Source organism: Halorubellus litoreus (genome assembly GCF_055378595.1).
Genome location: NZ_AP043836.1, coordinates 2757040 through 2779736, shown reverse-complemented (window position 1 = coordinate 2779736; position 22697 = coordinate 2757040). Strand labels below are relative to the sequence as shown.

24 protein-coding genes are annotated in these 22697 nt (G+C 67.6%); 17 read left to right on the top strand and 7 right to left on the bottom strand.

The window, feature by feature from the left end; genetic code table 11:
- Positions 1–151: 151 nt before the first annotated feature.
- The 10 genes from ACZ48X_RS18110 to ACZ48X_RS18065 all read left to right on the top strand — a co-directional run bounded on the left by ACZ48X_RS18110 (position 152) and on the right by ACZ48X_RS18065 (position 5703).
- Positions 152–1456, top strand: coding sequence for an HAD hydrolase family protein (locus tag ACZ48X_RS18110; RefSeq protein WP_336348360.1), 1305 nt, complete (start codon positions 152–154; stop codon positions 1454–1456).
- 90 nt (positions 1457–1546) lie between these two features.
- Positions 1547–2266 (top strand): DUF2103 domain-containing protein, encoded by a 720-nt coding sequence (locus ACZ48X_RS18105; RefSeq protein ID WP_336348361.1) that lies wholly within the window; start codon positions 1547–1549, stop codon positions 2264–2266.
- 74 nt (positions 2267–2340) lie between these two features.
- The gene (locus ACZ48X_RS18100; protein ID WP_336348362.1) at positions 2341–2820 is read left to right on the top strand and encodes a hypothetical protein; all 480 of its coding nucleotides are present in this window, start codon (positions 2341–2343) and stop codon (positions 2818–2820) included.
- 63 nt (positions 2821–2883) lie between these two features.
- Positions 2884–3090, top strand: a complete 207-nt coding sequence (locus ACZ48X_RS18095; RefSeq protein ID WP_336348363.1) for a hypothetical protein — start codon at positions 2884–2886, stop codon at positions 3088–3090.
- Between the two features lie 172 nt (positions 3091–3262).
- The gene (locus ACZ48X_RS18090) at positions 3263–3541 is read left to right on the top strand and encodes a 50S ribosomal protein L37ae (RefSeq protein ID WP_336348364.1); all 279 of its coding nucleotides are present in this window, start codon (positions 3263–3265) and stop codon (positions 3539–3541) included.
- A complete protein-coding gene (locus tag ACZ48X_RS18085) occupies positions 3538–3672 on the top strand; it encodes a DNA-directed RNA polymerase subunit P (protein WP_227134824.1) in 135 nt (44 codons plus the stop codon). The genes ACZ48X_RS18090 and ACZ48X_RS18085 overlap by 4 nt, the downstream gene beginning before the upstream one ends.
- A gap of 31 nt (positions 3673–3703) precedes the next feature.
- Entirely contained in the window at positions 3704–3955 is a 252-nt protein-coding gene (locus ACZ48X_RS18080; RefSeq protein ID WP_336348365.1) for a KEOPS complex subunit Pcc1, read from the top strand.
- A gap of 67 nt (positions 3956–4022) precedes the next feature.
- Positions 4023–4916: a DUF7847 domain-containing protein gene (locus ACZ48X_RS18075; protein ID WP_336348366.1), complete on the top strand. Its 894-nt coding sequence runs from the start codon at positions 4023–4025 to the stop codon at positions 4914–4916.
- A gap of 150 nt (positions 4917–5066) precedes the next feature.
- Complete coding sequence (locus tag ACZ48X_RS18070) at positions 5067–5450, top strand: prefoldin subunit beta (RefSeq protein WP_227134821.1); 384 nt, start codon at positions 5067–5069, stop codon at positions 5448–5450.
- Positions 5451–5454: 4 nt separating this feature from the next.
- On the top strand, positions 5455–5703 hold the full coding sequence (locus tag ACZ48X_RS18065) for a DUF3194 domain-containing protein (protein WP_336348367.1): 249 nt from the start codon (positions 5455–5457) through the stop codon (positions 5701–5703).
- A 78-nt stretch (positions 5704–5781) separates the two neighbouring features.
- Here the strand turns inward: ACZ48X_RS18065 and ACZ48X_RS18060 are convergent, their stop codons facing one another.
- Positions 5782–7728: a DUF2070 family protein gene (locus tag ACZ48X_RS18060; protein WP_336348368.1), complete on the bottom strand. Its 1947-nt coding sequence runs from the start codon at positions 7726–7728 to the stop codon at positions 5782–5784.
- Between the two features lie 97 nt (positions 7729–7825).
- Positions 7826–8383, bottom strand: a complete 558-nt coding sequence (locus ACZ48X_RS18055; RefSeq protein ID WP_336348369.1) for a GMP synthase subunit A — start codon at positions 8381–8383, stop codon at positions 7826–7828.
- Positions 8384–8668: 285 nt separating this feature from the next.
- On the opposite strand from ACZ48X_RS18055, the gene ACZ48X_RS18050 reads away from it, so the two are divergent.
- The gene (locus ACZ48X_RS18050) at positions 8669–8815 is read left to right on the top strand and encodes a hypothetical protein (protein ID WP_336348370.1); all 147 of its coding nucleotides are present in this window, start codon (positions 8669–8671) and stop codon (positions 8813–8815) included.
- Positions 8816–8863: 48 nt separating this feature from the next.
- On the opposite strand, the gene ACZ48X_RS18045 is transcribed toward ACZ48X_RS18050, so the two are convergent.
- Positions 8864–9775, bottom strand: coding sequence for an alpha/beta hydrolase (locus ACZ48X_RS18045; protein ID WP_336348371.1), 912 nt, complete (start codon positions 9773–9775; stop codon positions 8864–8866).
- A 156-nt stretch (positions 9776–9931) separates the two neighbouring features.
- Entirely contained in the window at positions 9932–11143 is a 1212-nt protein-coding gene (pan1, locus tag ACZ48X_RS18040) for a proteasome-activating nucleotidase Pan1 (RefSeq protein WP_336348372.1), read from the bottom strand.
- A gap of 246 nt (positions 11144–11389) precedes the next feature.
- On the opposite strand from pan1, the gene ACZ48X_RS18035 reads away from it, so the two are divergent.
- The 3 genes from ACZ48X_RS18035 to rad50 all read left to right on the top strand — a co-directional run bounded on the left by ACZ48X_RS18035 (position 11390) and on the right by rad50 (position 15867).
- Positions 11390–11668, top strand: a complete 279-nt coding sequence (locus ACZ48X_RS18035) for a MarR family transcriptional regulator (RefSeq protein ID WP_336348373.1) — start codon at positions 11390–11392, stop codon at positions 11666–11668.
- 117 nt (positions 11669–11785) lie between these two features.
- A complete protein-coding gene (gene mre11 / locus ACZ48X_RS18030) occupies positions 11786–13165 on the top strand; it encodes a DNA double-strand break repair protein Mre11 (protein WP_336348374.1) in 1380 nt (459 codons plus the stop codon).
- Positions 13162–15867 (top strand): DNA double-strand break repair ATPase Rad50, encoded by a 2706-nt coding sequence (gene rad50, locus ACZ48X_RS18025; protein WP_336348375.1) that lies wholly within the window; start codon positions 13162–13164, stop codon positions 15865–15867. Before mre11 ends, rad50 begins: the two co-directional genes overlap by 4 nt.
- Before the next feature lie 38 nt (positions 15868–15905).
- Here the strand turns inward: rad50 and ACZ48X_RS18020 are convergent, their stop codons facing one another.
- From ACZ48X_RS18020 to ACZ48X_RS18010, 3 genes are all read right to left on the bottom strand, one after another.
- Positions 15906–16370: a DUF7346 family protein gene (locus ACZ48X_RS18020; protein WP_336348376.1), complete on the bottom strand. Its 465-nt coding sequence runs from the start codon at positions 16368–16370 to the stop codon at positions 15906–15908.
- A 69-nt stretch (positions 16371–16439) separates the two neighbouring features.
- Complete coding sequence (locus ACZ48X_RS18015; RefSeq protein ID WP_336348377.1) at positions 16440–16931, bottom strand: DUF7322 domain-containing protein; 492 nt, start codon at positions 16929–16931, stop codon at positions 16440–16442.
- Between the two features lie 55 nt (positions 16932–16986).
- Positions 16987–17166 (bottom strand): DUF7331 family protein, encoded by a 180-nt coding sequence (locus tag ACZ48X_RS18010; RefSeq protein WP_336348378.1) that lies wholly within the window; start codon positions 17164–17166, stop codon positions 16987–16989.
- Positions 17167–17342: 176 nt separating this feature from the next.
- Between ACZ48X_RS18010 and ACZ48X_RS18005 the strand changes: the two genes are divergently transcribed.
- The 3 genes from ACZ48X_RS18005 (at position 17343) to sufB (ending at position 22684) form a co-directional block, all read left to right on the top strand.
- A complete protein-coding gene (locus tag ACZ48X_RS18005) occupies positions 17343–20090 on the top strand; it encodes a DNA-directed DNA polymerase (RefSeq protein ID WP_336348379.1) in 2748 nt (915 codons plus the stop codon).
- Between the two features lie 218 nt (positions 20091–20308).
- On the top strand, positions 20309–21220 hold the full coding sequence (locus tag ACZ48X_RS18000) for an ABC transporter ATP-binding protein (RefSeq protein ID WP_336348380.1): 912 nt from the start codon (positions 20309–20311) through the stop codon (positions 21218–21220).
- Between the two features lie 33 nt (positions 21221–21253).
- Positions 21254–22684 carry a Fe-S cluster assembly protein SufB gene (gene sufB, locus ACZ48X_RS17995; protein ID WP_336348381.1) on the top strand — a complete coding sequence of 477 codons (1431 nt, stop codon included), beginning with the start codon at positions 21254–21256 and terminating at the stop codon, positions 22682–22684.
- Positions 22685–22697: the final 13 nt, after the last annotated feature.

The following is a 22697-nucleotide window of genomic DNA, read 5'->3' as shown; positions in this document are numbered from 1 at the left end:
GTGCCAGCCACCACCCACCGCAACTCTCTCCCCTCTCTCTCACGCGCCGAGCGACCCGACCCAGGAGCACCCCGCTCGCGAGCGAAGACACGCCGAGGTCTCCGCGTCGTCGCAGGGCTACGTTTAACCCGACGGCGGGCGCGCTTCCGGTATGGAACTGTACGACGAACTGTACGCGCTCTACGAGGAGTTCGAGACCGGGACGCTCCGGGACTACCAGGAGTTCGTCGACGTCTTCCCCGCCGTCGACTCCAGGGTCGCGCTCGACCACTGGCAGCAGGCAAACGACGAACTGGACCGCCGGAAAGCCGAGGTCCGCGAACGCTTCAGTGCCGGCGAGACATTCGCCGAGGTCGCCTCCGTCGCCAGCCGCGACCAGGCGTTCACCGCCCTCGACCTCCTCGCCAAGTACGACCGCGCGCCGAACGTCCTCGTCCTCGACGTCGACGAGACGCTGCGGTCCGCTGGGAACACCGACAACGAGATCCCCCGCGACACCCTGCACGTCCTCACCGAGTTCCACGAAGCCGGGATCCCCATCGTCATCTGTACCGGCCAGACCCTCGAGAACGTCAAGGGCTTCATCACGCAAGGCCTCGGGAGCGAACTCGTGCACTCCGGCGACCTCTCCGTCGTCTACGAGGCCGGGACGGGCGTGTTCACGCCCGGGCACGGCGCCGACACCAAGCAGTTGCTCTACGAGGACCTCGGCGAGGACATCCGCGCGGTGTTCGACGACGTGCGCTCGCGCATCCTCTCCGAAGCCCCCGAGCACCTGCGGACGGGCACGCACCTCCAGGGGAACGAGTTCAACGTCACGATGAAACCGAACTTCGAGACCGGGAGCAAGCGCGCTCGCGAGGTCATCGACGACGCGCTCGTGTACGAACTCGACCTCCTCGGGGACGTCGTCGCGGACGTCGTCGACGGCCATCCGAGCCCCGAGGACGACGTCGAATCGTTCGACGCGTGGTCCGCGGACGCCGACGACCTCGCACCGGCCGCGGCGTGGGCGCGCCGGTTCTACGCGGCCGCGGACCCCGAGATTCGGAGCGTCCTCGAGGGCGTCGGCGGGTTCCCCGACGTCGACGTCGAGGACGTCCCCGAGGCCGTCGCGGAGGTCTTCGAGCGCATCGACGTGGCGTACTACGAGGCCGACGCCGCCGAGATAGGCAGCCTGGAACTGAACAAGGTCGTCGGCGTCGAAGCCGCGCTCGACGTCCTCGACGTCGCGGACCCGTTCTCGCTCGTCATGGGGGACTCGAAGAGCGACCTCCGCGTGATGCAGTGGGTCGCCGACGAGGACGCCGGCATCGCGGCGGCACCAGAGCACGCCTCCGGCGACGTCCTCGAGCACGTCCTCGAGACCGACGAACTCGTCTTCGACCGCGGCGCGAGCGCAACGATGCTCCGCACCGTGTACGTGATGGCGTTGCTCGCGCGACTCGACGACTGACGTCGACCGTCGCCGTCGCCTCGACGCGGGCGGGGGTCGAGAACTGACCGGAACGCACTCCTTTTCCGTGGGAGCGACCAAGCCGAGCGTATGCGATGCTCGCGGTGCGGCATGGAACTCGAGAAGCCCGGAGACTTCTGTCTCGAGTGCCGCACCGCGAACGCCGACGGCGTCGTCCTCGACGCGGCCCGTGACCGCGCGGCGATCACGATGCTCGACGAGGACCAAGTGGTCGGGGAGACGACGGTGACGACGACGCCCGAGGACGGCGCGGAGACGGGCGTCGTCGAACTGCGGAACTTCGCGGGCCGGGTCGCCGACGAGATCATGCGCAAGCGCCCGGAGGCGGTGTACGCGGCGGGCGACCGCGACGTCATCCAGTCGGTGCGCGCGCAGAGCCACTTCGAGTTCTTCCGCGTCGACGGCGACGACCCCGTCGACGCCGCGATCGGGAGTCGCGGCGAGGAAGCCCTGGAGACCGTGGACGCCGCGCCACTGGAGAAGATCGGTGGGTCGCACTCGACGCTCGTCGGCGGCCGCACCGGGATGCGCGCCATCCAGACGGTCGCGGCGTACCCGCACGTGAAGAAGGTCATCCCGGGCCCCATCGACGCCAGCGGCAGGGGCTCGCAGGCGAGCATCACGGCGAAGGTGACGCGCGCGGACAAGAACGGGAACGTCCGCCTGCTCGTCCGCGACGGCTCCAGCGTCCAGGAGAACCGCATCGTCACGACCGCGGGCGACCGCGACACCGGCGAGCGCGTGCGCGACGACCTGAACGCGGCGCTCGACGACGAGGACCTGCGGTAAGGCCCCGGTCACCACTCGCTCGACTCGGCGCGACCTCCCGAAGACACTTGCCGCGGCCGGGAGTCGATTCCGGTATGCCGTCCCGACGCAGCGCACTTGCATTGGTCAGCGGTGCCCTCGCTGGTGCGGTCGCTGGCTGTACCGGGTCACTCGGCGAGTCGACCGCGACGGCGACGACCGCGGGCGGGTCCGTCCCCGGTGGAAACCCACCGCCGTGGCTCCGCGAGGACGCGGTCGCGGACGTGGTGGTGTCCGTCGGCGAACGCGGCCTCACCGAGGAATCGCCAGTCCGCGGGACGGTGCGCGTCGGAGACGTCTCGCGGCAGGTCGAACTGGCGACTGGCGAGTACTGGCTGTCCGCGGACCTCGTCGCCGACGGCGAGACGCCGACGGTCGCGCTCGAACTCGATTCCGGCGCCAGCGAGACCGTCGAGTGGTTCGAGTCGATGGGGACCGACGGCGTCGTCCTGTTCTCCGTCGTCGCGGACGGAATCCGCGTGACCCGCCACGGGCCCGGAACTGGCGAGACGCGGACGCCAGAACCGGACGCGTGAACGGCTTCGCGATTCGTGTCGTCCACAAGGCCTTTCCGTGGTAATTACATCTCATTAGACGAGATGCGTCGAGCCGACTTCGTGCTCGCGGCCATCCCCGGCATCGTCGCCACCGGCCTGTTCGCGGAGCGCGCCACCGCCGCCGTCGCCGACTCCGGCGGCGGGGCCGCCGACACTCTCGCGACCCTCCCGCTGTTCGCGGTCGCGCTCGTCGGCGCCCTCGCGCTCATCTGCTACGAGGTCACCACCGCGAACGCCATCGACGCCTGACCCACCCAGGGCGAGCACACCACGCCACGAGCGAGTCGCTCACCAACCATCCCGGCATCCTCGCACCGCCACCAGCGGACCGCTCCAGCGGCGCTTGCGGGGAGTTCCCACGGCGTCGTCGCGGCCTCGACTCAACAGGTTTAACTGTGCCGTAGCGGTATCAGCGAGTATCATGGCCAAGAAGCAGGGACGCACCGGCAGTGCCGGCCGATTCGGCGCCCGATACGGGCGCGTGGCCCGCCGCCGCGTCATGGAGATCGAGCGCGACATGAACAAGGACCACGCCTGCCCGGACTGCGGCACCGACGCCGTGGACCGCAAGGGCACCGGCATCTGGGTGTGCCAGCGCTGCGGGCACAAGTTCGCCGGTGGCACGTACAGCCCCGAGACGCCCGGCGGCAAGAGCGTCCGCCGGTCCATCCGCGCCGCACTCGAGGAGCAGGGCGAATGAGCTACAAGTGCTCGCGGTGCAAGCGCGACGTGTCGCTCGACGGCTACGGTGGCGTGCGCTGTCCGTACTGCGGGCACCGCGTGCTGCTGAAGGAACGCAGTCAGGACGTCAAGACCGTCCCCGTCCAGTAACGCGGATGGTCGCGGCGGCTTGCGACGGGCGATGACCGCGTTCTCTCACGAGACCGTTCTCGAACTCTCCTACGACGACGAGTCGCTGGCTCGGGTCGTCGAGCGGAGCGTCGGTCGCGAGGTCGGCGAGATAGACGACGACCGCTCCGAGACGACGGTCTCCCGCGACGGCGCAACGGTCGCGTTCACGGTCGGTGCGCGCGACCTGACCGCGCTCCGCGCGGCGACGAACACGTGGCTGCGGCTCGCGATGGTCGCCGAACGGACGGCGGCACTCGCCTGAGCGCTCGTCTCGTGGGTCCTGCGCGGAAAGCGACGGGTTTTCGGTGGCGGGTCGTGCTGGTCGGGGTATGTCGATCGAGCCGCGGGTGGTGTTCCAGGACGGTATCGACGCGTTCCTCTCGCGGAAGGCCGTCGCGCTCGGCGCGCTGTTCGTCGTGGTCGGGACGCTCGCGTCCGTCGCCGTGGACTCGCTCGGGCTTTCGCTCTCGGAAGCGCTGCTGGCAGCGGCGCGCGAGCAGGGACCGGTTCCCGCGGACGTCCAGGCGGAGTACGCGCGGTTACGCGAGCAGTTGGCGTGGGCGGCCGACGTGTCGGTCGCGGGCGCGTTCTGGTTGTTCGTCGCGTCCGTCGCGACGGGCGAGGTGGCGCGCATCGGCGCGATCCGCGCGCTCGCCGACGAGGAGAGCGACGACCTCCGCGTCGAGCACTTCTCGCGGCGCTTCCTCCGCGTGTTCGCGAACCGCATCGTGGTCGCGATACTGACCGCGGTCGTCCTCGCCGTCACCGCGATACCGACACTCCTGCTGCCCTCCATCGTCTCCGAGTTCCTCGCACTCCTCGGCCTCGTCCCGTTCGCGTACGTGCTCGTCGGCGTGTACTTCGCGTCGTTCGCGGTGACGCTCGACGACGACGGCCCGCTCGAGGCGTTCACGCGGTCGTGGTCGCTCGCCGCCGGGAACCGCGTCCCGCTCGTTCTCGTCGCCCTCGGCGTGCTCGCCGTCACGCTCGCGTTCTCCCTCCCGACCGTAGTCGCGCTTCCACTCCCGACCGGCACCGGGTCACTCGCCGCGGCCGTCGCCGCGAGCCCCGCCGGGTTCGCCGTCGCCGCAATCACGGGCGCTATCGCCGCCGTCTTCCGCATCGCCATCGCCACGCACGCCTACCGACAACTCCTCGACCGAGCACGACCGACCATCGACGACCACGCGAACCCAGCGACGCCGACCGAGGACGGCTTCTGACCGAGTCGCGCGGCGACGACGAACCACCGGCTCGCTCGCCGAGAACCGACTCGTGTCGGTGCCTCCAGTCCTGAACCACCGGATTCCGCGTTGTCCGCCTACGAGGTCCGAAAGCGGGGGTTTTTCAATCCGGACGTACTGCCTCTGGGTATGCAAGGCAATCTGCCGCCCGAGGCACAAGAGAAGATCGAGGAACTGCAGGACCTTCAGGAGACAGCCGAGCAGGTCGCCCGCCAGAAGCAGCAGGCGGAGTCCTCGCTCACCGAAGCGCAGACGGCGCTCGACGAACTCGACGACATCGACGAAGACACGACGATGTACCGCGAGGTCGGCGAGCTCCTCGTCCAGACCGACTACGACGACGCCGCTGACTCCCTCGACGAGAAGGTCTCGAGCCTCGAGATCCGCGTCGAGACCCTCGAGAAGCAGGAGGAGCGCGTGCAGACGCAGTTCGAGGAACTCCAGGGCGAGCTCCAGGAGATGCTCGGTGGCGCCGGCGGCGGCGGCCCGATGGGCGGCGCTGGCGGCGCGTAAGCGCATGCCCAGCGACGAAGCAGTCGTGCAGGCGGCCGCGGAAGCGGCGGAGGGACTGGTTTTCTCCCGGTTCAAGCGCTCGGCAGTCGACGACTTCGACGTCCAGGTGACGTTCGAGGACGGCGTGCTCGAGGTCGACGTGTGGATTCACGCCCCCGAGAGCGACGTGGACGAGGAGACCGTCGCCGAGGACGCGACGCTCGCCGCACGCAGCGCCGTCGACGACCTGTTCGAGGACGCCGACGAGCAGTAACCGACGGTCGTCCTCGCTTCGTTCTCGAACCAGCTATCTCCTCGTAGTCGTGAGTCCGCAACGCTCGGAGGTGTGAAGTCAGAGGAACGCGCCGAGGGTGCCGCTCGTGAGGAGGACGACGAGGAGGCTGAGGGCGACGGTGCCGGCGGTGACGAGGAGCGCGAGTGCGCCGCCGAGGCTCACCATGACGTTCGCGTGACTGGCGAGGGTTTCGGTGCGGTCGTTCCCGAAGACGGTGACGGTCGCGCGCTCGGTCGCCATCCCGGCCTCGACGGGTTCGAGGTCGTCGATGGCGTCGTCGGCGAGGTCCTGGATGACCGCGATGAGGGCGTCCTCGTCGATGGATTCGCCGACCTGGTTCGACGCCTCGACCTGGTTCACGATGTGCGTGTCGGTCGTCATAACCTCGGCGTCCTCGACGCGGTCGCCGAGCGCCTTCAGGATGCGTTCGCGGAGCCCGGGCTCCATGTTGTTCCCGTCGACGAGGACGTACGCCGTCAGCTGGTCGTCGACCTCGGTCACGGCGATGCGGACGCCGAGCGGGCCGATGCCGTCGAGTGGCCCCCACTCGGTCTCGTCCCACGCGGTCCCGAGGCGGAGCGGGTGCTGGTCGGCGTCAGCGAGCGCCTGAGCGGTGCCCTTCGACGCCTGCATCATGTCGAACGAGCGCTCGCTCCCGGGCGTGACGTGCCCGAGGTCCTCGCCCTGGAGGCCGTTGTTGCAGTTGTGCGCGTCGACGAGCAGGACGTTCTCGAACCCGCCGGCGCGCGCCTCCGAGGCACACGAGAGACCGACGGCGTAGTCGACGTCGTCCGCGAACTCGGGGCTGTGCGTGGAGACGAGGAGGATGCCGTCGTCGAACGCCTGCCCGATGACCTTCGCGTTCCCCTCGACGGTTCGGACGCTCTTGGTTGCGTCCCGACCGTACTCGATGGATTCGTACGCTGCTTCGGCGCGGTCGATGATGGTGTCGACCTCGCGGCTCGTCACGAGGTTGAAGTCGTGACCCGCGGTCGCGTGCGGCGGGAACGCGAGCCCGTCGGATTCGCGCGCCACGCGCTCGGGGAGGTTCCCGCCGCCGATCTCGCCCATCGGACCGGGATGAATCATCGGGAGCACCCAGCGCGCCTTCTCGGTGCCGTCCATGCGGCGGAACGAGGTGACGGTGACGGGAACGACCGCCTCCTCGCCGACCTCCTCGAAGAAGTCCTCGAGTTCCGTCGACCCCTCCGCGATGTGGCCGATGAAGCCAGCGACGAAGTCGAGGACGGAGACGCCCATGTTCGTCCGCCACGGACGGTCGATCGCGTACAGGAAGCCGACGACTGCGAGGCCGTGGAGGAGGCAGACCGCACCGAGGAGGACGAAGTCCGCGGGGACGACCGCGTACGATATCTCGACGGGTGCGTGCTCGGGTCGGAAGAGGAACGACTGCGCGAGCGTGCGCTCGGGGAACCCGCCTTCGGGCGTGCTGAGGTAGTAGAGCGTCCCGGAGTACACGAACAGGAGGCCGGCGGCGGCGACGGTCTGGATGCTCGCGGGGATGGCGGCGACGAGCGGTCGATGCCGCGAGATGGCGGTGATGACGAACAAGCGGAGCGCGAAGATGCTCGCCAGCCCGAGGAAGAGGACGTCGAAGACGAAGCCGGCGCCGAGGGTCTCGGAGGCGAGCGCGATGGCGCCGCCGACGACGAGGAACGCGACGACGATGACCTCGCAGAGGAGCGCGAGCAGAGCGGCGCGGTTGTGACTGAGTTGGCCGCCGAGGCGCTGGTCGACCCACGCGGTTCCGGCGCTCGCGAGGATGGTCGGGATGCCGATGAAGAACACGCCCTCGAACGCGTCGTTGAGCGCGACGAGGAGGCCGGCGTCCGTGACGAAGTTCGAGCCCGTCGGGTCGATACCGAACGCGCCGAAGCCGATGAGTGCGCCGAAGACGATGGCGAACGTCCAGCTGGTGTACCAGCGTGGAGCCCGGAAGATGAACCGGGACATACTCGCGAGGTCGCCCTGCGACGCCGTCATGTGTTCCCTTCGAAACGTCAGAACGGGATAAGCCTAACTAACCAGTTTCGTACGCTCGCAGCCGAAAGTATGGGCGGTCTCCGGGTCGCTGTCGGCGTTACCGGTCCTCGCAGATGGCGACGAAGTTCTCGAACACTTCCTCGCCCTCCTCGGTGTGTGCGACCTCGGGGTGCCACTGGACGCCGTAGAGGTCGCGGTCGGGGTCGCTCATCGCTTCGACGCCGCAGACGTCGGATTCGGCGGTGCGCGTGAACCCGTCGGGGACCTCCTTGACCTCGTCGGCGTGACTCGCCCACGTCCGCGTGTCCGGGTGGAGACTGCCGACGAGCGGGTCGTCCGCGTCGAGGATGTCGACGGTGACGTCGGCGTACCCGCCGTACTCGCCGCTGCCGACGCGCCCGCCGTCGAGCGCGTGCGCCATCACCTGCATCCCGAGGCAGATGCCGAGGACGGGGCGGTCGTCGTCGAGGTAGTCGTCCGAGCGGCCGCGACGGTCCATCTCGGGGCCGCCCGAGAGGACGATACCGTCGGCGTCGACGTCGCTCGGGGGCGTCTCGTTGTCGACGATCTCGGTGTCGACGCCCATGTCGCGGAGGGCGCGGTGCTCGAGGTGCGTGAACTGTCCGTGGTTGTCGACCACGACGATCCGAGTCATATCGGTCGAAGGCGGTCCCCGGTCAAAAGCCGTCCGGAACGCGCCAGACGGTGTCCGACACGCACGGCCGCCGCCAGCCTGTCAGCACGTAGCTGGCTCGACGTGACGGCATCGTACGCCCGCCTGCGACCGATCGCTACGTCGTGTTCGTGACGCTCGGACGGGTGGGTGGACGTCAGCGACGACTACGCAGTCGACTGACCGTGCCGCGGCGAACAACGCTCGGAAACGCGCGCGGCGGCCGTAACGACAACCGCTAAGTCACCAGCGTCACACCGACTGGGTATGAACGTCGACCTCTCGGAGTTCGACCACCCGACGTGGTTCACCGCCGGCGCGACCGCCGCGGGCTACCTCGTCCTGCTCGCCGTGATGACCGTCCTCCTGTTCGGGATTCCGTTCGGGCTCTTCTACTTCCTCGGCGTCGCCTGAACGCCCGACCGTTGCTCGGCGTCGCCCGAACGCCCGTTCGCATCGTGCTTACCGGCCAGCGGCGGCGTCGAGCGCGTCGCCGGCGTGGTCGAGGACGAGTTCGAGGTGGTCAGCGGGCTCGCGGTGCAATCGAGTGTCGGGGAGGACGCGGTCGTAGTGGTCGGCGGCGTCCGGGTGGACGTTCTCGTCGTCGGCGCCGTGATAGACGTGGACGGTCGGCCCGACGGTGTACTCGTCGAACCCCCAGTCTGTCGCGAGCGCTCGGTAGTCGTCGACGAGGCCGCGGTGGCCGCGTTCGAGCGCCAGGTCGCGCTCGGTCGCGAGAACTTCGGGGACGGTGGCGTCGTCGACGACGACGTCGTGCGCCACCGGCGCGGTCGTGAAGAGGTCCAGCAGGCCGTCGCCGTTCTGTCGGCCGAAGACCGCGGCCTGGATACGGCAGGCGAGCGAGAGCCCGAGGCTCGTGTGGCGAGCGAGGGCGTGCGTCGCGCGAATCATGGTCTCTTGGGGGACGTCCGCGTCCGGCGGGGCGGGACTCGCGAGCAGTGCCGTGCCGTGGACGCGCTCGGGGGCGAGCGCGGGGCACGCGAGCGCGTGCGGGCCGCCGCCGGAGAACCCGAGGACGCCCGCCGAATCCAGATCGAGCGCGTCGAGGACGCCCGTGAACAACGACGCGGCGTCCGCGACCGACCGCTCCGGACGCGGCTCGGACCCACCGAAGCCGGGGCGGTCCGGCGCGAGCACGCGAACGCCGCGCTCGCGCGCCGGCGCGTCGAGGAACGCCCCGAACGCCCGCGACCCCGGCGTCCCGTGCAGTGCGACGACCGGCGCCCCCTCGGGGTCGCCGAACGAGGCGAACGCGACCGTCCGTCCGTCGACGTCGACCCGCTCCGTCGGCACGGAGAACGAGCCGGTAGTCGGCGCGTGCGTCGAGTCAGCAGCAGTCGAACGCGGAGACATACCGGAGTCTGTCGAGGCAACTGGCAAATAAGTAACTGGAGCGTCCCACCGACCGCCACACTCCGACCGCGAACGACGCGAGACCCGGTGCGCGGGCATGGCAGTGCGCCGAAGCCCGCTCACGCGAACGCCTCGCAGGGGAGAACCCGGCGCGGCTCAGGCGAACGTCTTCGACACTTCGTCGTCCTCTTCCTCGGCCTGGATCTTCTCCCAGGCCTCCTCGAAGTCGCTCCGCTGGACCGTCGTCCGGTCGTCGCGGATCGCGAACATCCCGGCCTCCGTACAGATGGCCTTGATGTCCGCGCCAGACGCGTTCTCCGTGTCCTCCGCGAGCGCCGCGAAGTCCAGGTCGTCGGCGACGTTCATGTTCCGCGTATGGATCTGGAAGATGAGTTCGCGGCCCTCGGCGTCCGGCTTCGGGACTTCGATGAGGCGGTCGAAGCGCCCGGGGCGGAGGATGGCGCGGTCGAGCATGTCGAAGCGATTGGTGGCGGCGATGATGCGGATCTCGCCGCGGTCCTCGAACCCGTCCATCTCACTGAGGAGCTGCATCATCGTCCGCTGGACCTCCGCGTCACCCGAGGTCTTGGACTCGGTACGCTTCGCGGCGATGGCGTCGATCTCGTCGATGAAGATGACGGCGGGCTCGTGCTCGCGAGCGACCTCGAAGAGGTCGCGGACGAGCTTCGCGCCCTCGCCGATGAACTTGTGGACGAGTTCGCTCCCGGCCATCTTGATGAACGTCGCGTCCGTCTCGTTCGCGACGGCTTTCGCGAGCATCGTCTTCCCGGTGCCCGGCGGCCCGTACAGGAGGACGCCGCTCGGCGGTTCGATGCCGACGTCCACGAACATGTCGGGGTGCTCGAGTGGCATCTCGACGGTCTCGCGGACCTCCTGCATCTGCTCTTCGAGGCCGCCGATGTCCGCGTAGGACACTTCGGGGCTCTTCGTGACCTCCATCACCCGTGCCCGGACGTCCGTCTCGCTGGAGAGTTCCTTGACGATGGAGAGAGAGTTGTTGACGGCGACGCGGTCGTCCGGTTCGAGGTCCTCCTTCATCTCGTCTGTGACCTCGGTGAGGGCCTCCTGGTTGTTCCCGTGTTGCTTGATGATGACGCCGTCGTCGGTCACTTCCTGGATGGTGGCGACGAACAGCGGGGACTGCTTGAGCTTCTTGTTCTCGTGCGTGAGCCGCTCGAGTTTCTGCTGGTACTTGTTGTTCTCGGCGTTGGCGTCGAGGAGTTTGTCGCGCATCTCCTCGTTCTGCGCCTCCAGGACTTCGAGGCGCTCCTGCAGGGCGCTGATCTTCTCCTGCTTGGACGCGTCTTCCGCGTACGGGAAGTCCACGTCGTCCACGGTATCGGTCATCACCCACTCGTAAGGCACTGATTCTTAAGAGGCTTCGGGTGCACTGAGAAAGCCGATTCGCGACCGTGCTATGGGGGAGTCCCGGGCGCGAAAGCGTGGCAGACGGTGGACGACAGGCAGTTCCACCGCAGACAGTGCTATGCTTGATTGTGGCATAAAGCACCCACCGACCATACTCTATATTACCATCAGGAATATTCGAACATGGTTAGTATTATTAGGGAGTATGGGCTATGGTGTGCTACGATGAGCACGAACGTCTACGACCATCGCGACGAGGAAGCCAACGAAGAACCGACGGGCACGTGGGACGACGTGACCGACCTGCCGCCGAGCGCGAAGCTCGTCGCAAAGGTCCTCGAGTACGAGGACTCCCTGACCCAGAGCCAGCTCGCCGAGGAGACCCTGCTGCCCGCGCGCACCGTCCGCTACGCCCTGAACCGCCTCGAGGACGAGCACGTCGTCGACTCGCGGTTCTCTTTCTCCGACGCCCGCAAGCGCATCTACACGCTCAAGCTCGACTAGAGCGCACCAGACCTCGACCGGGCGCGACGACGTACGCGTGCGGTACCCCCCACCGGCGCCGTTCACTTCCGCCGCGCTCTGCAAACCCCTTTAGGCGATGCCGGCCAAGGCCGGGGTATGACACGGGTGATTCACACGGGCGACACCCACGTCGGCTACCGCCAGTACCACTCGCCCGAGCGCCAGCGGGACTTCCTCGCGGCGTTCGAGCAGGTGGTGGCCGACGCCGTCGACGACGACGTCGACGCGGTCGTCCACGCCGGAGACCTCTTCCACGATAGACGACCCGGCCTCCGGGACCTCCAGGGAACCGTCGCCGCGTTGCGCGACCTCCGGGACGCCGGCATCCCGTTCCTCGCGGTCGTCGGGAACCACGAGGGGAAGCGCGACGGACAGTGGCTCGACCTCTTCGAGGACCTCGGGCTCGCCGAACGCCTCGGCGACGAACCGCGAGTCGTCGACGACACCGCGTTCTACGGGCTGGACTTCGTGCCGCGGTCGCGACGCGAGGACCTCGAGTACGAGTTCACCGAGCACGACGCGACGCACGCGGCGCTCGTCTCGCACGGGCTGTTCGAGCCGTTCGCGCACGCCGACTGGGACACCGACCGACTCCTCGACGAATCCACGGTCGCCTTCGACGCCGTCCTCCTCGGCGACAACCACGCGCCCGGCACCGAGCGCGTCCAGGACGCGTGGGTGACGTACTGTGGGTCGACCGAGCGTGCGAGCGCGAGCGAGCGCGACGACCGCGGCTACAACATCGTCACGTTCGACGCGGACGAGAAGACGAGCACGGACGAACCGAACTCCGACGCACTCGGCGAGGGCGTTGCCATCTCGCGACGGGGCCTGGATACGCGCGAGTTCGTGTTCGTGGACGTCGACCTCGAACCAGGTGAGGGCGCGGACCGCGTTCGCGAGGCCATCCGCCAGTACGACGCGACCGACGCCGTGGTCGTCGTCACCATCCGCGGCGACGGCGAGCCCGTGACGCCTGCACCCATCGAGGAGCTCGCGCTCGACGACGGCGCGCTCGTCGTTCGCGTGAACGACCGGCGGGACGTCACCGTCGACACGGAGACGAACGTCTCGTTCGCGGACCCCGACGAGGCGGTCCGCGAGCGCGTCCGCGACCTCGGACTGAGCGAGGCCGCGCGTGGGATCGACGAGACCGTCCGCGAGAGCGCGGTCGCGGACTCGAACGTCCGCGGCACCGTCGAAAAGCGCGTCCGGGACATCGTCGACGACGACGCCCTCGACGCGTTCGCCACCGCAGACGACGCGGCGAACGCCGACGACGACGAAACGGTCGGCGACCAAGCCACCGACGAATCGCTCGACGCCGCGGACGAGGCCACCGACGAATCGCTCGACGCCGCGGACGAGGCCACCGACGAATCGCTCGACGGGGACGACCAGTCGGCGGCGGTCGACGCCGCGGCCGCGGACGGCGGCGACGGCGAGGACCAGTCCTCGATGGGTGAGTTCCTGTGAGGTTCCAGCGGGTCGCCCTCGAGAACTTCAAGTGCTACGCGGACGCCGACCTCTCGCTCGAACCCGGCGTCACGGTCGTCCACGGCGTGAACGGGAGCGGGAAGTCCTCGCTCCTGGAGGCGTGCTTCTTCGCGCTCTACGGGAGCGCCGCCATCGACGGCACCCGGGAGAGCGTCATCCGAACCGGCGAGGACGAGACGGTCGTCGAACTCTGGTTCCGGCACGCCGGTGCCGAGTACCACCTCGAACGGTCGCTGAAGGACTACGGCGACCGCGTCAGTCACGACTGCCTGCTCGAAGGCCCCGACGACGAGACGTGGGAGGGCGCGACCGCGGTCGACGGCGCCATCGCGGACCTCCTGCGGATGGACGCGGACGCGTTCGTGAACTGCGCGTACGTCCAGCAGGGCGAGGTGAACAAGCTCATCCACGCCACCCCCAGCGAGCGACAGGACATGCTCGACGACCTCCTCCAGCTCGGGAAGCTAGAGGAGTACCGAGAGCGCGCGAGCGACGCGCGGTTGGCAGTACGAGACGTTCTTCGAGATGCAGAACAGACCTATGAAAATCGCAAATCGGACGTCGAGGAGAAGGAGGCGAAGGGCCTCCACGATCGGTTGAACGCGCTCGAATCCAAGCGCAACGAGACGACCGCGGAGATAGAGCGCCTGGAGGAGCAGGTGGAGACCGCGAAGGGGACGCGCGACGACGCGCAAGCCGTCCTGGACGAGCACGAGGAGAAACGCGAGGAGCTCGAGGCCATCGAGGACGACGTCGAGGAACTCCAGGCGAAGATCAGCGAGACCGAGCGCGAGCGCGACGACCTCAAGGAGCGCATCGCGGAGCGTCGGGAGGCCGCCGACGAGCACGAGACTGCAGTATCGGAGCACCTCGAGGCGTCGTCGCTCGACGCAGCGGCGGTGCGGAACGGAGACGGGACCGTCGACGTGGACGCGGTCGACGACGCGGTCGCGGCCCTCGAGGACGAGGTCGACGCGCTCCAGGAGCGCATCAACGAGCTGTCGGTCGACATCGGGTCGAAGACGGACGAGGCGGACCGGCTCGCGGAGCGCGCCGAGGAACTCGAGGCGGAGGCCGACACGAAGCGCGAGGAAGCCGAGTCGCTCGCCGACGACGTCGAGACGGCGGAGAACGAACTCGCGGACCGAGAGGCGAAGGTCGAGGATCTGGAGGACGACATCGCTGAGGAGCGGGCGGCGTTCGAGAACGCGCCCGTCGAGTTCGGCGACGCCGAGTCGCTCGTCGCGGAGCGCGAAGCCGAGCGCGACGACCTGCGCGAGGAGCGCGACGCGGTCCGGGCCGAGGTGGAGTCGCTCCGCGACCGCATCGAGGAAGGCGAGCGTCTCCTCGAGGAGGGGAAGTGCCCGGAGTGCGGGCAGTCCGTCGACGGGTCGCCGCACGTCGACTCGCTGGACGAGGACCGCGAGCGCCTCGACGCGAAAAAAGCGGAACTCGATGCGCTCGACGACGACCTCGAGAGCGTGGCGGACCGCATCGAGGCCGCCGAAGCGCTGCGGGAGCGCGAGCGCGAGGTGGCGTCGCTCGAGGACAACCTCGAGAACCTCCGACAGCTCCTCGACGAGAAGCGCTCGAGCGTCGCCGACAAGCGGGAACGCCGCGAGTCGCTACTCGAGGAAGCCGACGAGCGCGAGTCGGCTGCAGCCGAGAAGCGCGAGGCCGCGGCCGAAGCGCGCGACGACGCCGACGACCTGCGGAGCGACCTCGGGGAGGCCAACGGCGAGAAGACCCAGGCGAAAGCGCGCATCGAGACGCTCGAAGCGCTCCGGGAGGCGAGCGACGCGCTCGCGGATGCCCGCGAGGACGTCGAGCGACTCCGCGAGGAGCGCGCGAGCCTCGCCGAGTCGAACGAGGAGCGCCGCGAGTGGCTCGCGGAGAAACGCGAGCGCAAGCAGGAGCTCGAGGCCGCGGTCGACGAGTCCGTCGTCGAGGAGGCACGGGCGGAGAAGGACCGCGCCGAAAGATACATCGAGAAGGCCGCGTCCGAACTCGAGTCGCTCCGCGAGGAGCGGGACCAACTCCAGAACGACATCGGTGGCGTTCGCGGCGAGATCGAGGAACTCGAGTCGCTCCGCGAGAAGCGCGACGCCGCCCGCGAGCGCGTCGACGCCCTGGAGTCGCTGTACGACGAGACCCAGGACCTCCAGGAGATGTACGGCGAACTCCGCGCGGAACTCCGCCGGCAGAACGTCGAGACCCTCGAGCGGATGCTGAACGAGACGTTCGACCTCGTCTACCAGAACGACTCGTATTCGCACATCGAGCTATCGGGCGACTACGAGTTGACGGTCTACCAGAAGGACGGGGAGACCCTGGACCCCGACCAGCTCTCTGGCGGAGAACGCGCCTTGTTCAACCTGAGTCTGCGCTGTGCGATCTATCGCTTGCTCGCGGAGGGCGTCGAGGGGGCGGCGCCGATGCCGCCGCTCATCCTCGACGAGCCGACGGTCTTCCTCGACTCCGGGCACGTCACCCAGCTGTTGACGCTCGTGGAGACGATGCGCGTGGACTACGGCGTCGAACAGATCCTCGTCGTGAGTCACGACGAGGAACTCGTCGGTGCAGCCGACGAACTCGTGCACGTCCGGAAGGACTCGACGACGAACCGCTCCACGGTCGAGATCGGGGAGACGCCGACCGCGGACCTGCTCGCCGACGACTGACCGCGGACGCTGTTTTCGGCCCGAGGTGTACGTGGTCGTTAATCGCCTCCCAGTCCACGTCGCTCGCCGTCTCCGTTCGCGTCCGTCCTGAGGTGTGCGATGCCGTCGCGAGCGAGCGCGGTGGCGTCGTATCCGCGTTCGCCGTGGACGCGGGTCTCTTCGACGAGCCCGGCGGCGCGGAACTCGGTGAGGAGGCCGTGGAGGTCGCTCTCGCAGCGGTCGTAGTCGTCGAGGAGCGTCACCGCCGGGAGCGGCCCGCGGTCGGCGAGTTCGAGGAGGAGGCCGAGCGACTCGTCGTCGTGGACGGCGGTGAGGACGCGACGCGTCGCGAGCGGAACGCCGGTCGCTGCGGCCGCGAGCGCGGAGTCGCCGTCGAGTTCGGTGACGTCGCTGCGCGCGACGTAGCGCTCCTCGCCGGTCTCGGGGTCGGCGACGAGCAGCGAGTCACCGGACGCCTTCCGCACGATGAGCGTGGCGCCATCGGGACCTTCGACGGTACGCATACCCCGGGATTGGCTGGCGGGGCGGTTAGGCGTCACGGTCCCCGCGAACGCAGTCGGAGCAGGGTTCGGTCAGGGCGTGTGCTGGCGGTTCCGATACCTGTGGACGAGGAAGAGCCCGGCGAGTCCGCCGACGAGCAGTGCGAGCAATCCGAGGGGGACGTTCTCCTGGAAGCCGACGAGCATCGCGCCCAGCGAGAGCCCGAAGAGCGCGACGTTCGCGGCGAACACGAGCTCCCAGAACTCCGCGCGCAATCCCTCGGGGACGTCGTCCGTCGACGGTGCCTCGGGCGTGTCCGGCGTGGTGTCCGGGACCTCGGGTCGCGGGACGTTCTCCGCTGGATTCTGGAGGCCGTCGCGCGGGTCGGCGAGCGCGTCAGGCCCGCCGGCGAGTCGCGACTCGATGCCGTCCGCCTCCGCGTCCTCGCGCGCCGCCGACGCCGCCGCACTCTCGCCGCGGCGCTCGTCCGCGTCCTCGTCTCGCCCCGACGCGTCGCTCTTGGTCGCGGCTGCGTCGGCGGGTTCAGCGTCGCCGTCGGCGGGCGAATCCTCCTCGGTCGTCACTGTCGAAGATTCGATACAGGGCAGCAAAAGCGTGTTCGTTGGCGGTCGCGCGGTGTCAGGCTCGCTCTCGGAGCGAGCACGTCTCGTTGGCTTCCACCCACGCGAGCGGGTTCTCCGCGTCGTAGAATACGACGCCGTCGTTCGTCTCGTATGTCTCGATTGACCCCATCTCGTCTGCCTCGGGCTCACGGTCGTCGGCCTGCTGTTCGTCACCGTCTGGTGCGTGGTTGGTCAAGCCCGTTCACCTCCACCTGTGCCAAGAACTCACATACATAAAGGTCTTGTTGCCACCGCAATCCCACGACCCGCAAGACGGCGCGGGGATTAATCGGCGTCTACCGGGCGCGAGACGGCCGGGCTGAACGCACCTAATCAGGGTTCTTTTTACTGGGGGCCCCCGAGGGTGTGGACATGACAGATTCGGACGCCGGACAGATGTCGCTGACCGACGCGTTCTCCGGCGGCGACGACGGCGACCGGCCCGACGAGGAAGCACGGGCGATCGCCGACGACGTCTCCTCGGAGGCGTCCGTCGTCGACACCGACCGAGAGGGCCTCCCGGACGCCGACGGATACCTCGACGTCGCGGTCACGCAGGTCGACTACACCATCGAGGGTCGCGGCGAGAACGAGGAGCCCATCATCCACGTCTTCGGCCGCCGTCCCGACGACCAGACCGCCGTGCACGTGAAGGTGTACGGGTTCCAGCCGTACTTCTACGCGCCCGTCGAGAACATTTCGGACGAACGCATCGCGGATTTCGACGGCCTCACCGGGTACGAGCTCGCGGACGACGACGGCAACCCCTTCGAGAGCATCCGCGGGGACGAACTCGCGCGGATCTTCGGGCGGACGCCGCGGGACGTCGGGAACGTCCGCGACCACTTCGAGCACTACGAGGCGGACATCCTCTTCCCGAACCGCTTCCTCATCGACAAGGACGTCAAGAGCGGGCTGCGCGTCCCGAACGCGTGGAACGACGACGGCTCCGCCATCCGCGTCCACCACGAGGACGTCGAAGCGACGGACGCGACCGTGACGCCGCGCGTGAACACGTTCGACATCGAGGTCGACGACCGGAACGGCTTCCCCGAGGACGGCGAGGAGGAGATCGTCTGCCTGACGAGTCACGATTCGTATCGCGACGAGTACGTCTGCTGGCTCCAGGTCGCCGACGCCACGGGAGCGACGACGAGCACCGACGACCTCGACTACGACCCCATCCCCGACGAGATGGACTACCGCGTCGAGGTGTTCGAGGAGGAGGAAGCGATGCTCGCGGCGTTCCTCGACTACGTCACGGAGACGGACCCGGACGTGATGACGGGGTGGAACTTCGAGGACTTCGACGCGCCGTACTTCCTCGACCGCCTGGACGTCCTCCAGTCGCCGACGCACGACCACGACCTCGACGCGAACCGGCTGTCGCGCGTCAACGAGGTATGGCGGTCCGGCTGGGGTGGCCCGGACGTCAAGGGCCGCGTCGTCTTCGACCTCCTCTACGCGTACAAGAGCCGGCAGTTCACCGAACTCGACTCCTACCGGCTCGACGCAGTCGGCGAGACCGAACTCGACGTCGGGAAGGAACGCTACTCGGGGGACATCGGCGACCTCTGGGAGCAGGAACCGAAGCGACTCCTCGAGTACAACCTCCGGGACGTCGAGCTCTGCGTCGAGCTCGACCGCAAGCAGGACATCGTCGCGTTCTACGACGAGGTCCGGACGTTCGTCGGCTGCAAGCTCGAGGACGCCCCTACGGCGGGCGACACCGTCGACATGTACGTCCTCCACAAGGTCCACGGCGAGTTCGCGCTCCCCTCGAAGGGCCAACAGGAGAGCGAGGACTACGAGGGCGGCGCCGTCTTCGACCCCATCACGGGCGTCAAGGAGAACGTCACCGTGCTCGACCTCAAGAGCCTCTACCCGATGTGCATGGTGACCGTGAACGCGAGCCCGGAGACGAAGGTCGACCCCGACGCGTACGACGGCGACACGTACCGCGCGCCGAACGGGACGCACTTCCGCAAAGAACCGGACGGCATGATCCGCGAGATGGTCGACGAACTCCTCGGCGAACGCGAGGACAAGAAGGCGCTACGGAACGAGCACGAACCCGGCACCGTCGAGTACGAGACCTACGACCAGCAGCAAGCAGCTGTCAAGGTTATTATGAATTCTCTCTACGGCGTGCTTGGGTGGGACCGGTTCCGGCTGTACGACAAGGAGATGGGCGCTGCCGTCACTGCAACGGGGAGAGAGGTCATAGAGTTCACGGAGAGGTCTGCGAACGAGTTGGGGCATCATGTCGCATATGGCGACACTGACAGCGTCATGATAGAACTCGGGCCGGACGTCGGGACCGAGGAGGCCATCGAACAGTCCTTCGAGATAGAGGAGTACATCAACGCCTCGTACGACGACTTCGCACGCGACGAGCTCAACGTCGAACTCGACGCGGGCGAGGAACATCGCTTCCAGATCGAGTTCGAGAAGTTGTATCGGCGGTTCTTCCAGGCGGGGAAGAAGAAGCGATACGCGGGCCACATCGTCTGGAAGGAGGGGAAGGACGTGGACGACGTGGACATCACGGGGTTCGAGTACAAGCGCTCGGACATCGCGGCGGTGACGAAGGAGGTCCAGAAGGACGTCATCGAGCGCATCGTGTACGGGGAGGATCTGGAGAACATCCGGTCGTACGTGAGCGAGGTCATCGACGAGTTCCTCGCGGGCGAGTACAGTTACGACGAGATCGCGATTCCGGGTGGTATCGGGAAGAAGCTCGACAACTACGATACGGATACGGCGCAGGTTCGTGGGGCGAAGTACGCGAACCTCCTGTTCGGGACGAACTTCTCCAGTGGCTCGAAACCCAAGCGCCTGTACCTGGAGGGCGTGCATCCGTCGTACTTCGAGCGCGTCGAGGAGGAACTCGGGTTGGATCCGCGTGAGAATCCGCTCTACGGGGAGTTCAAGCGCGACCCGGACGTGATATGTTTCGAGTACGACGACCAGATTCCCGAGGAGTTCAGCGTGGACTACGAGAAGATGCTGGACAAGACGCTGAAGGGCCCGATTGCGCGGGTCATCGAGGCGCTGGGGATGTCGTGGGACGAGGTCAAGACCGGCCAGGAGCAGACGGGACTCGGTTCGTTCATGTAGCTGCGGGCGTCGAGGGTGCGGGTAGAGTGGCGTTCACTCGGTGAGCGTGGTCAGCAGTGGCGTGCGGTTCGGGCCGTCGGCGAAGGGTTGCTAGCCTTTCACGCACATCGTTTGTTTTTCGGGAAAGATTATTTCCCGCAGACAAAGCAGAACTGGTGGCGTTACGAAAGCTTGATGGGGCACACACCCTAGGCTACAGGTGATAAGAGGCTTCACTAATGGCACGACTCGAACTCAGTAACCTCCACGCGAAAGTGGCGGAGGACGACGGCGAGAAGATTCTCGACGGTGTCGACCTGGAAGTGTACTCCGGCGAGATTCACGCGCTCATGGGACCGAACGGGTCCGGGAAGTCCACGACCGCGAAGGTCATCGCGGGCCACCCGGCCTACGAGGTGACAGACGGCGAAGTGCTCCTGCACCTCGAAGAGGGTGACTTCGGCGAGGACTTCGAGATTCCGGAGGACAAGCGCACGTGGAACCTCCTCGAGCTCGAACCGAACGAGCGCGCGGCGCTCGGTATCTTCCTCGGCTTCCAGTACCCCGCGGAGATCGAGGGCGTCACGATGACGAACTTCCTCCGTACGGCGCTCAACGCGAAGCTCGAGGAGCGCGACGAGCTCTTCGAGGACGACGACGCGGACGAGGAGGAAGAGGAGGACGTCGGCTACGAGACGTCCCCGATGGAGGGTAACGTCGACGAGGGCGAGGTCGGCGTCGCCGAGTTCCAGGGCCTGCTCCAGGAGAAGATGGAGCAGCTCGACATGGACTCGAAGTTCGCGCAGCGGTACCTGAACGCGGGCTTCTCCGGCGGCGAGAAGAAGCAGAACGAGGTCCTGCAGGCCGCCATCCTCGAGCCGAGCATCGCGGTGCTCGACGAGATCGACTCCGGGCTCGACATCGATCGCCTCCAGGACGTCTCGCAGGGCATCAACGCGCTCCGCGACGAGCAGGGCACGGGCGTCCTCCAGATCACGCACTACCAGCGCATCCTCGACTACGTGGAGCCGGACAAGGTCCACATCATGCTCGACGGCCAGGTCGTCATGAGCGAGGGCCCCGAGCTCGCGGAGAAGCTCGAGGACGAGGGCTACGACTGGGTTCGCGAGCAGGTCTACGAGACTGCTTAACCGTCTGGCCCACCAAACAAGGATACATCAATCATGAGTTCAGATCAAGACCACCTGAAGGAGACCGACACCGAGGCTCGCTTCGAGTTCAAGAAGGAGGAGAAGTCCGCCTTCCAGACGGAGAAGGGCCTGACCGAGGAGACCATCCGTCTCATCTCGGAGGACAAGGACGAACCGGAGTGGATGTACGAGCGCCGTCTGCGTGCGCTCAAGCAGTTCCAGGAGATGCCGATGCCGACGGACTGGCCCGGCCAGCCCGACCTCTCTGAGGTCGACATCGACGAGATCGTGCCGTACATCCGGCCGGACATCGAGACGCGCGGCGGCGCGGAGAACTGGGAGGACCTCCCGGAGGAGATCCAGGACACGTTCGAGAAGCTCGGCATCCCCGAGGCCGAGCGCGAGGCCCTGAGCGGGGTCGGCGCGCAGTACGAGTCCGAGATCGTCTACCAGAACATGCAGGAGCGCTGGGAGGAGAAGGGCGTCATCTTCTGCGACATGGACAAGGCGGTCCAGGAGCACGAGGAGAAGGTCAAGGAGTACTTCATGACGAAGTGCGTGCCGCCGAGCGACAACAAGTTCGCGGCGCTGCACGGCGCGGTCTGGTCCGGTGGGTCGTTCGTCTACGTCCCCGAGGACACGACCGTCGAGATGCCGGTGCAGGCGTACTTCCGGATGAACTCCGAGGGGATGGGCCAGTTCGAGCACACGCTCATCATCGCGGAGGAGAACTCCGAGGTGCACTACATCGAGGGCTGTTCGGCGCCGAAGTACTCGGCGTTCAACCTCCACAGCGGCGGTGTGGAGGTCTTCGTCGGCGAGAACGCGCACGTTCAGTACTCGACCGTGCAGAACTGGTCGAAGAACACGTACAACCTGAACACGAAGCGCGCTATCGTCGAATCCGAGGGGACGATGGAGTGGGTGTCCGGGTCGATGGGGTCGAAGGCGACGATGCTGTACCCCGCGACGATCCTGAAGGGTCGTGGCGCGACGGACAACCACATCACGATCGCGTTCGCTGGCGAAGGGCAGGACATCGACACGGGCGCGAAGGTCTACCACAACGCGCCGGACACGAAGTCGACGATCGAGTCGAAGTCCATCAGCAAGGACGGCGGCCGCACGAACTACCGCGGGCTCGTCCACATCTCTGATGGTGCGGAGAACTCCTCCACGTCCGTCGAGTGCGACGCGCTGATGTTCGACAACGAGTCGACGTCGGACACGATGCCGTACATGGAGATCCAGGAGTCGAAGGTCGACGTCGCCCACGAGGCGACCGTCGGCAAGATCGGCGACGAGGACGTCTTCTACCTCCAGTCGCGCGGACTGGACGACGACGACGCCAAGCAGATGATCGTCGCCGGCTTCATCGAACCGATCACGGAGGAACTGCCGATCGAGTACGCGGTCGAACTGAACCGCCTCATCGAACTCGAGATGGAGGGTAGCCTCGGGTAACTCCCGGGAGGAG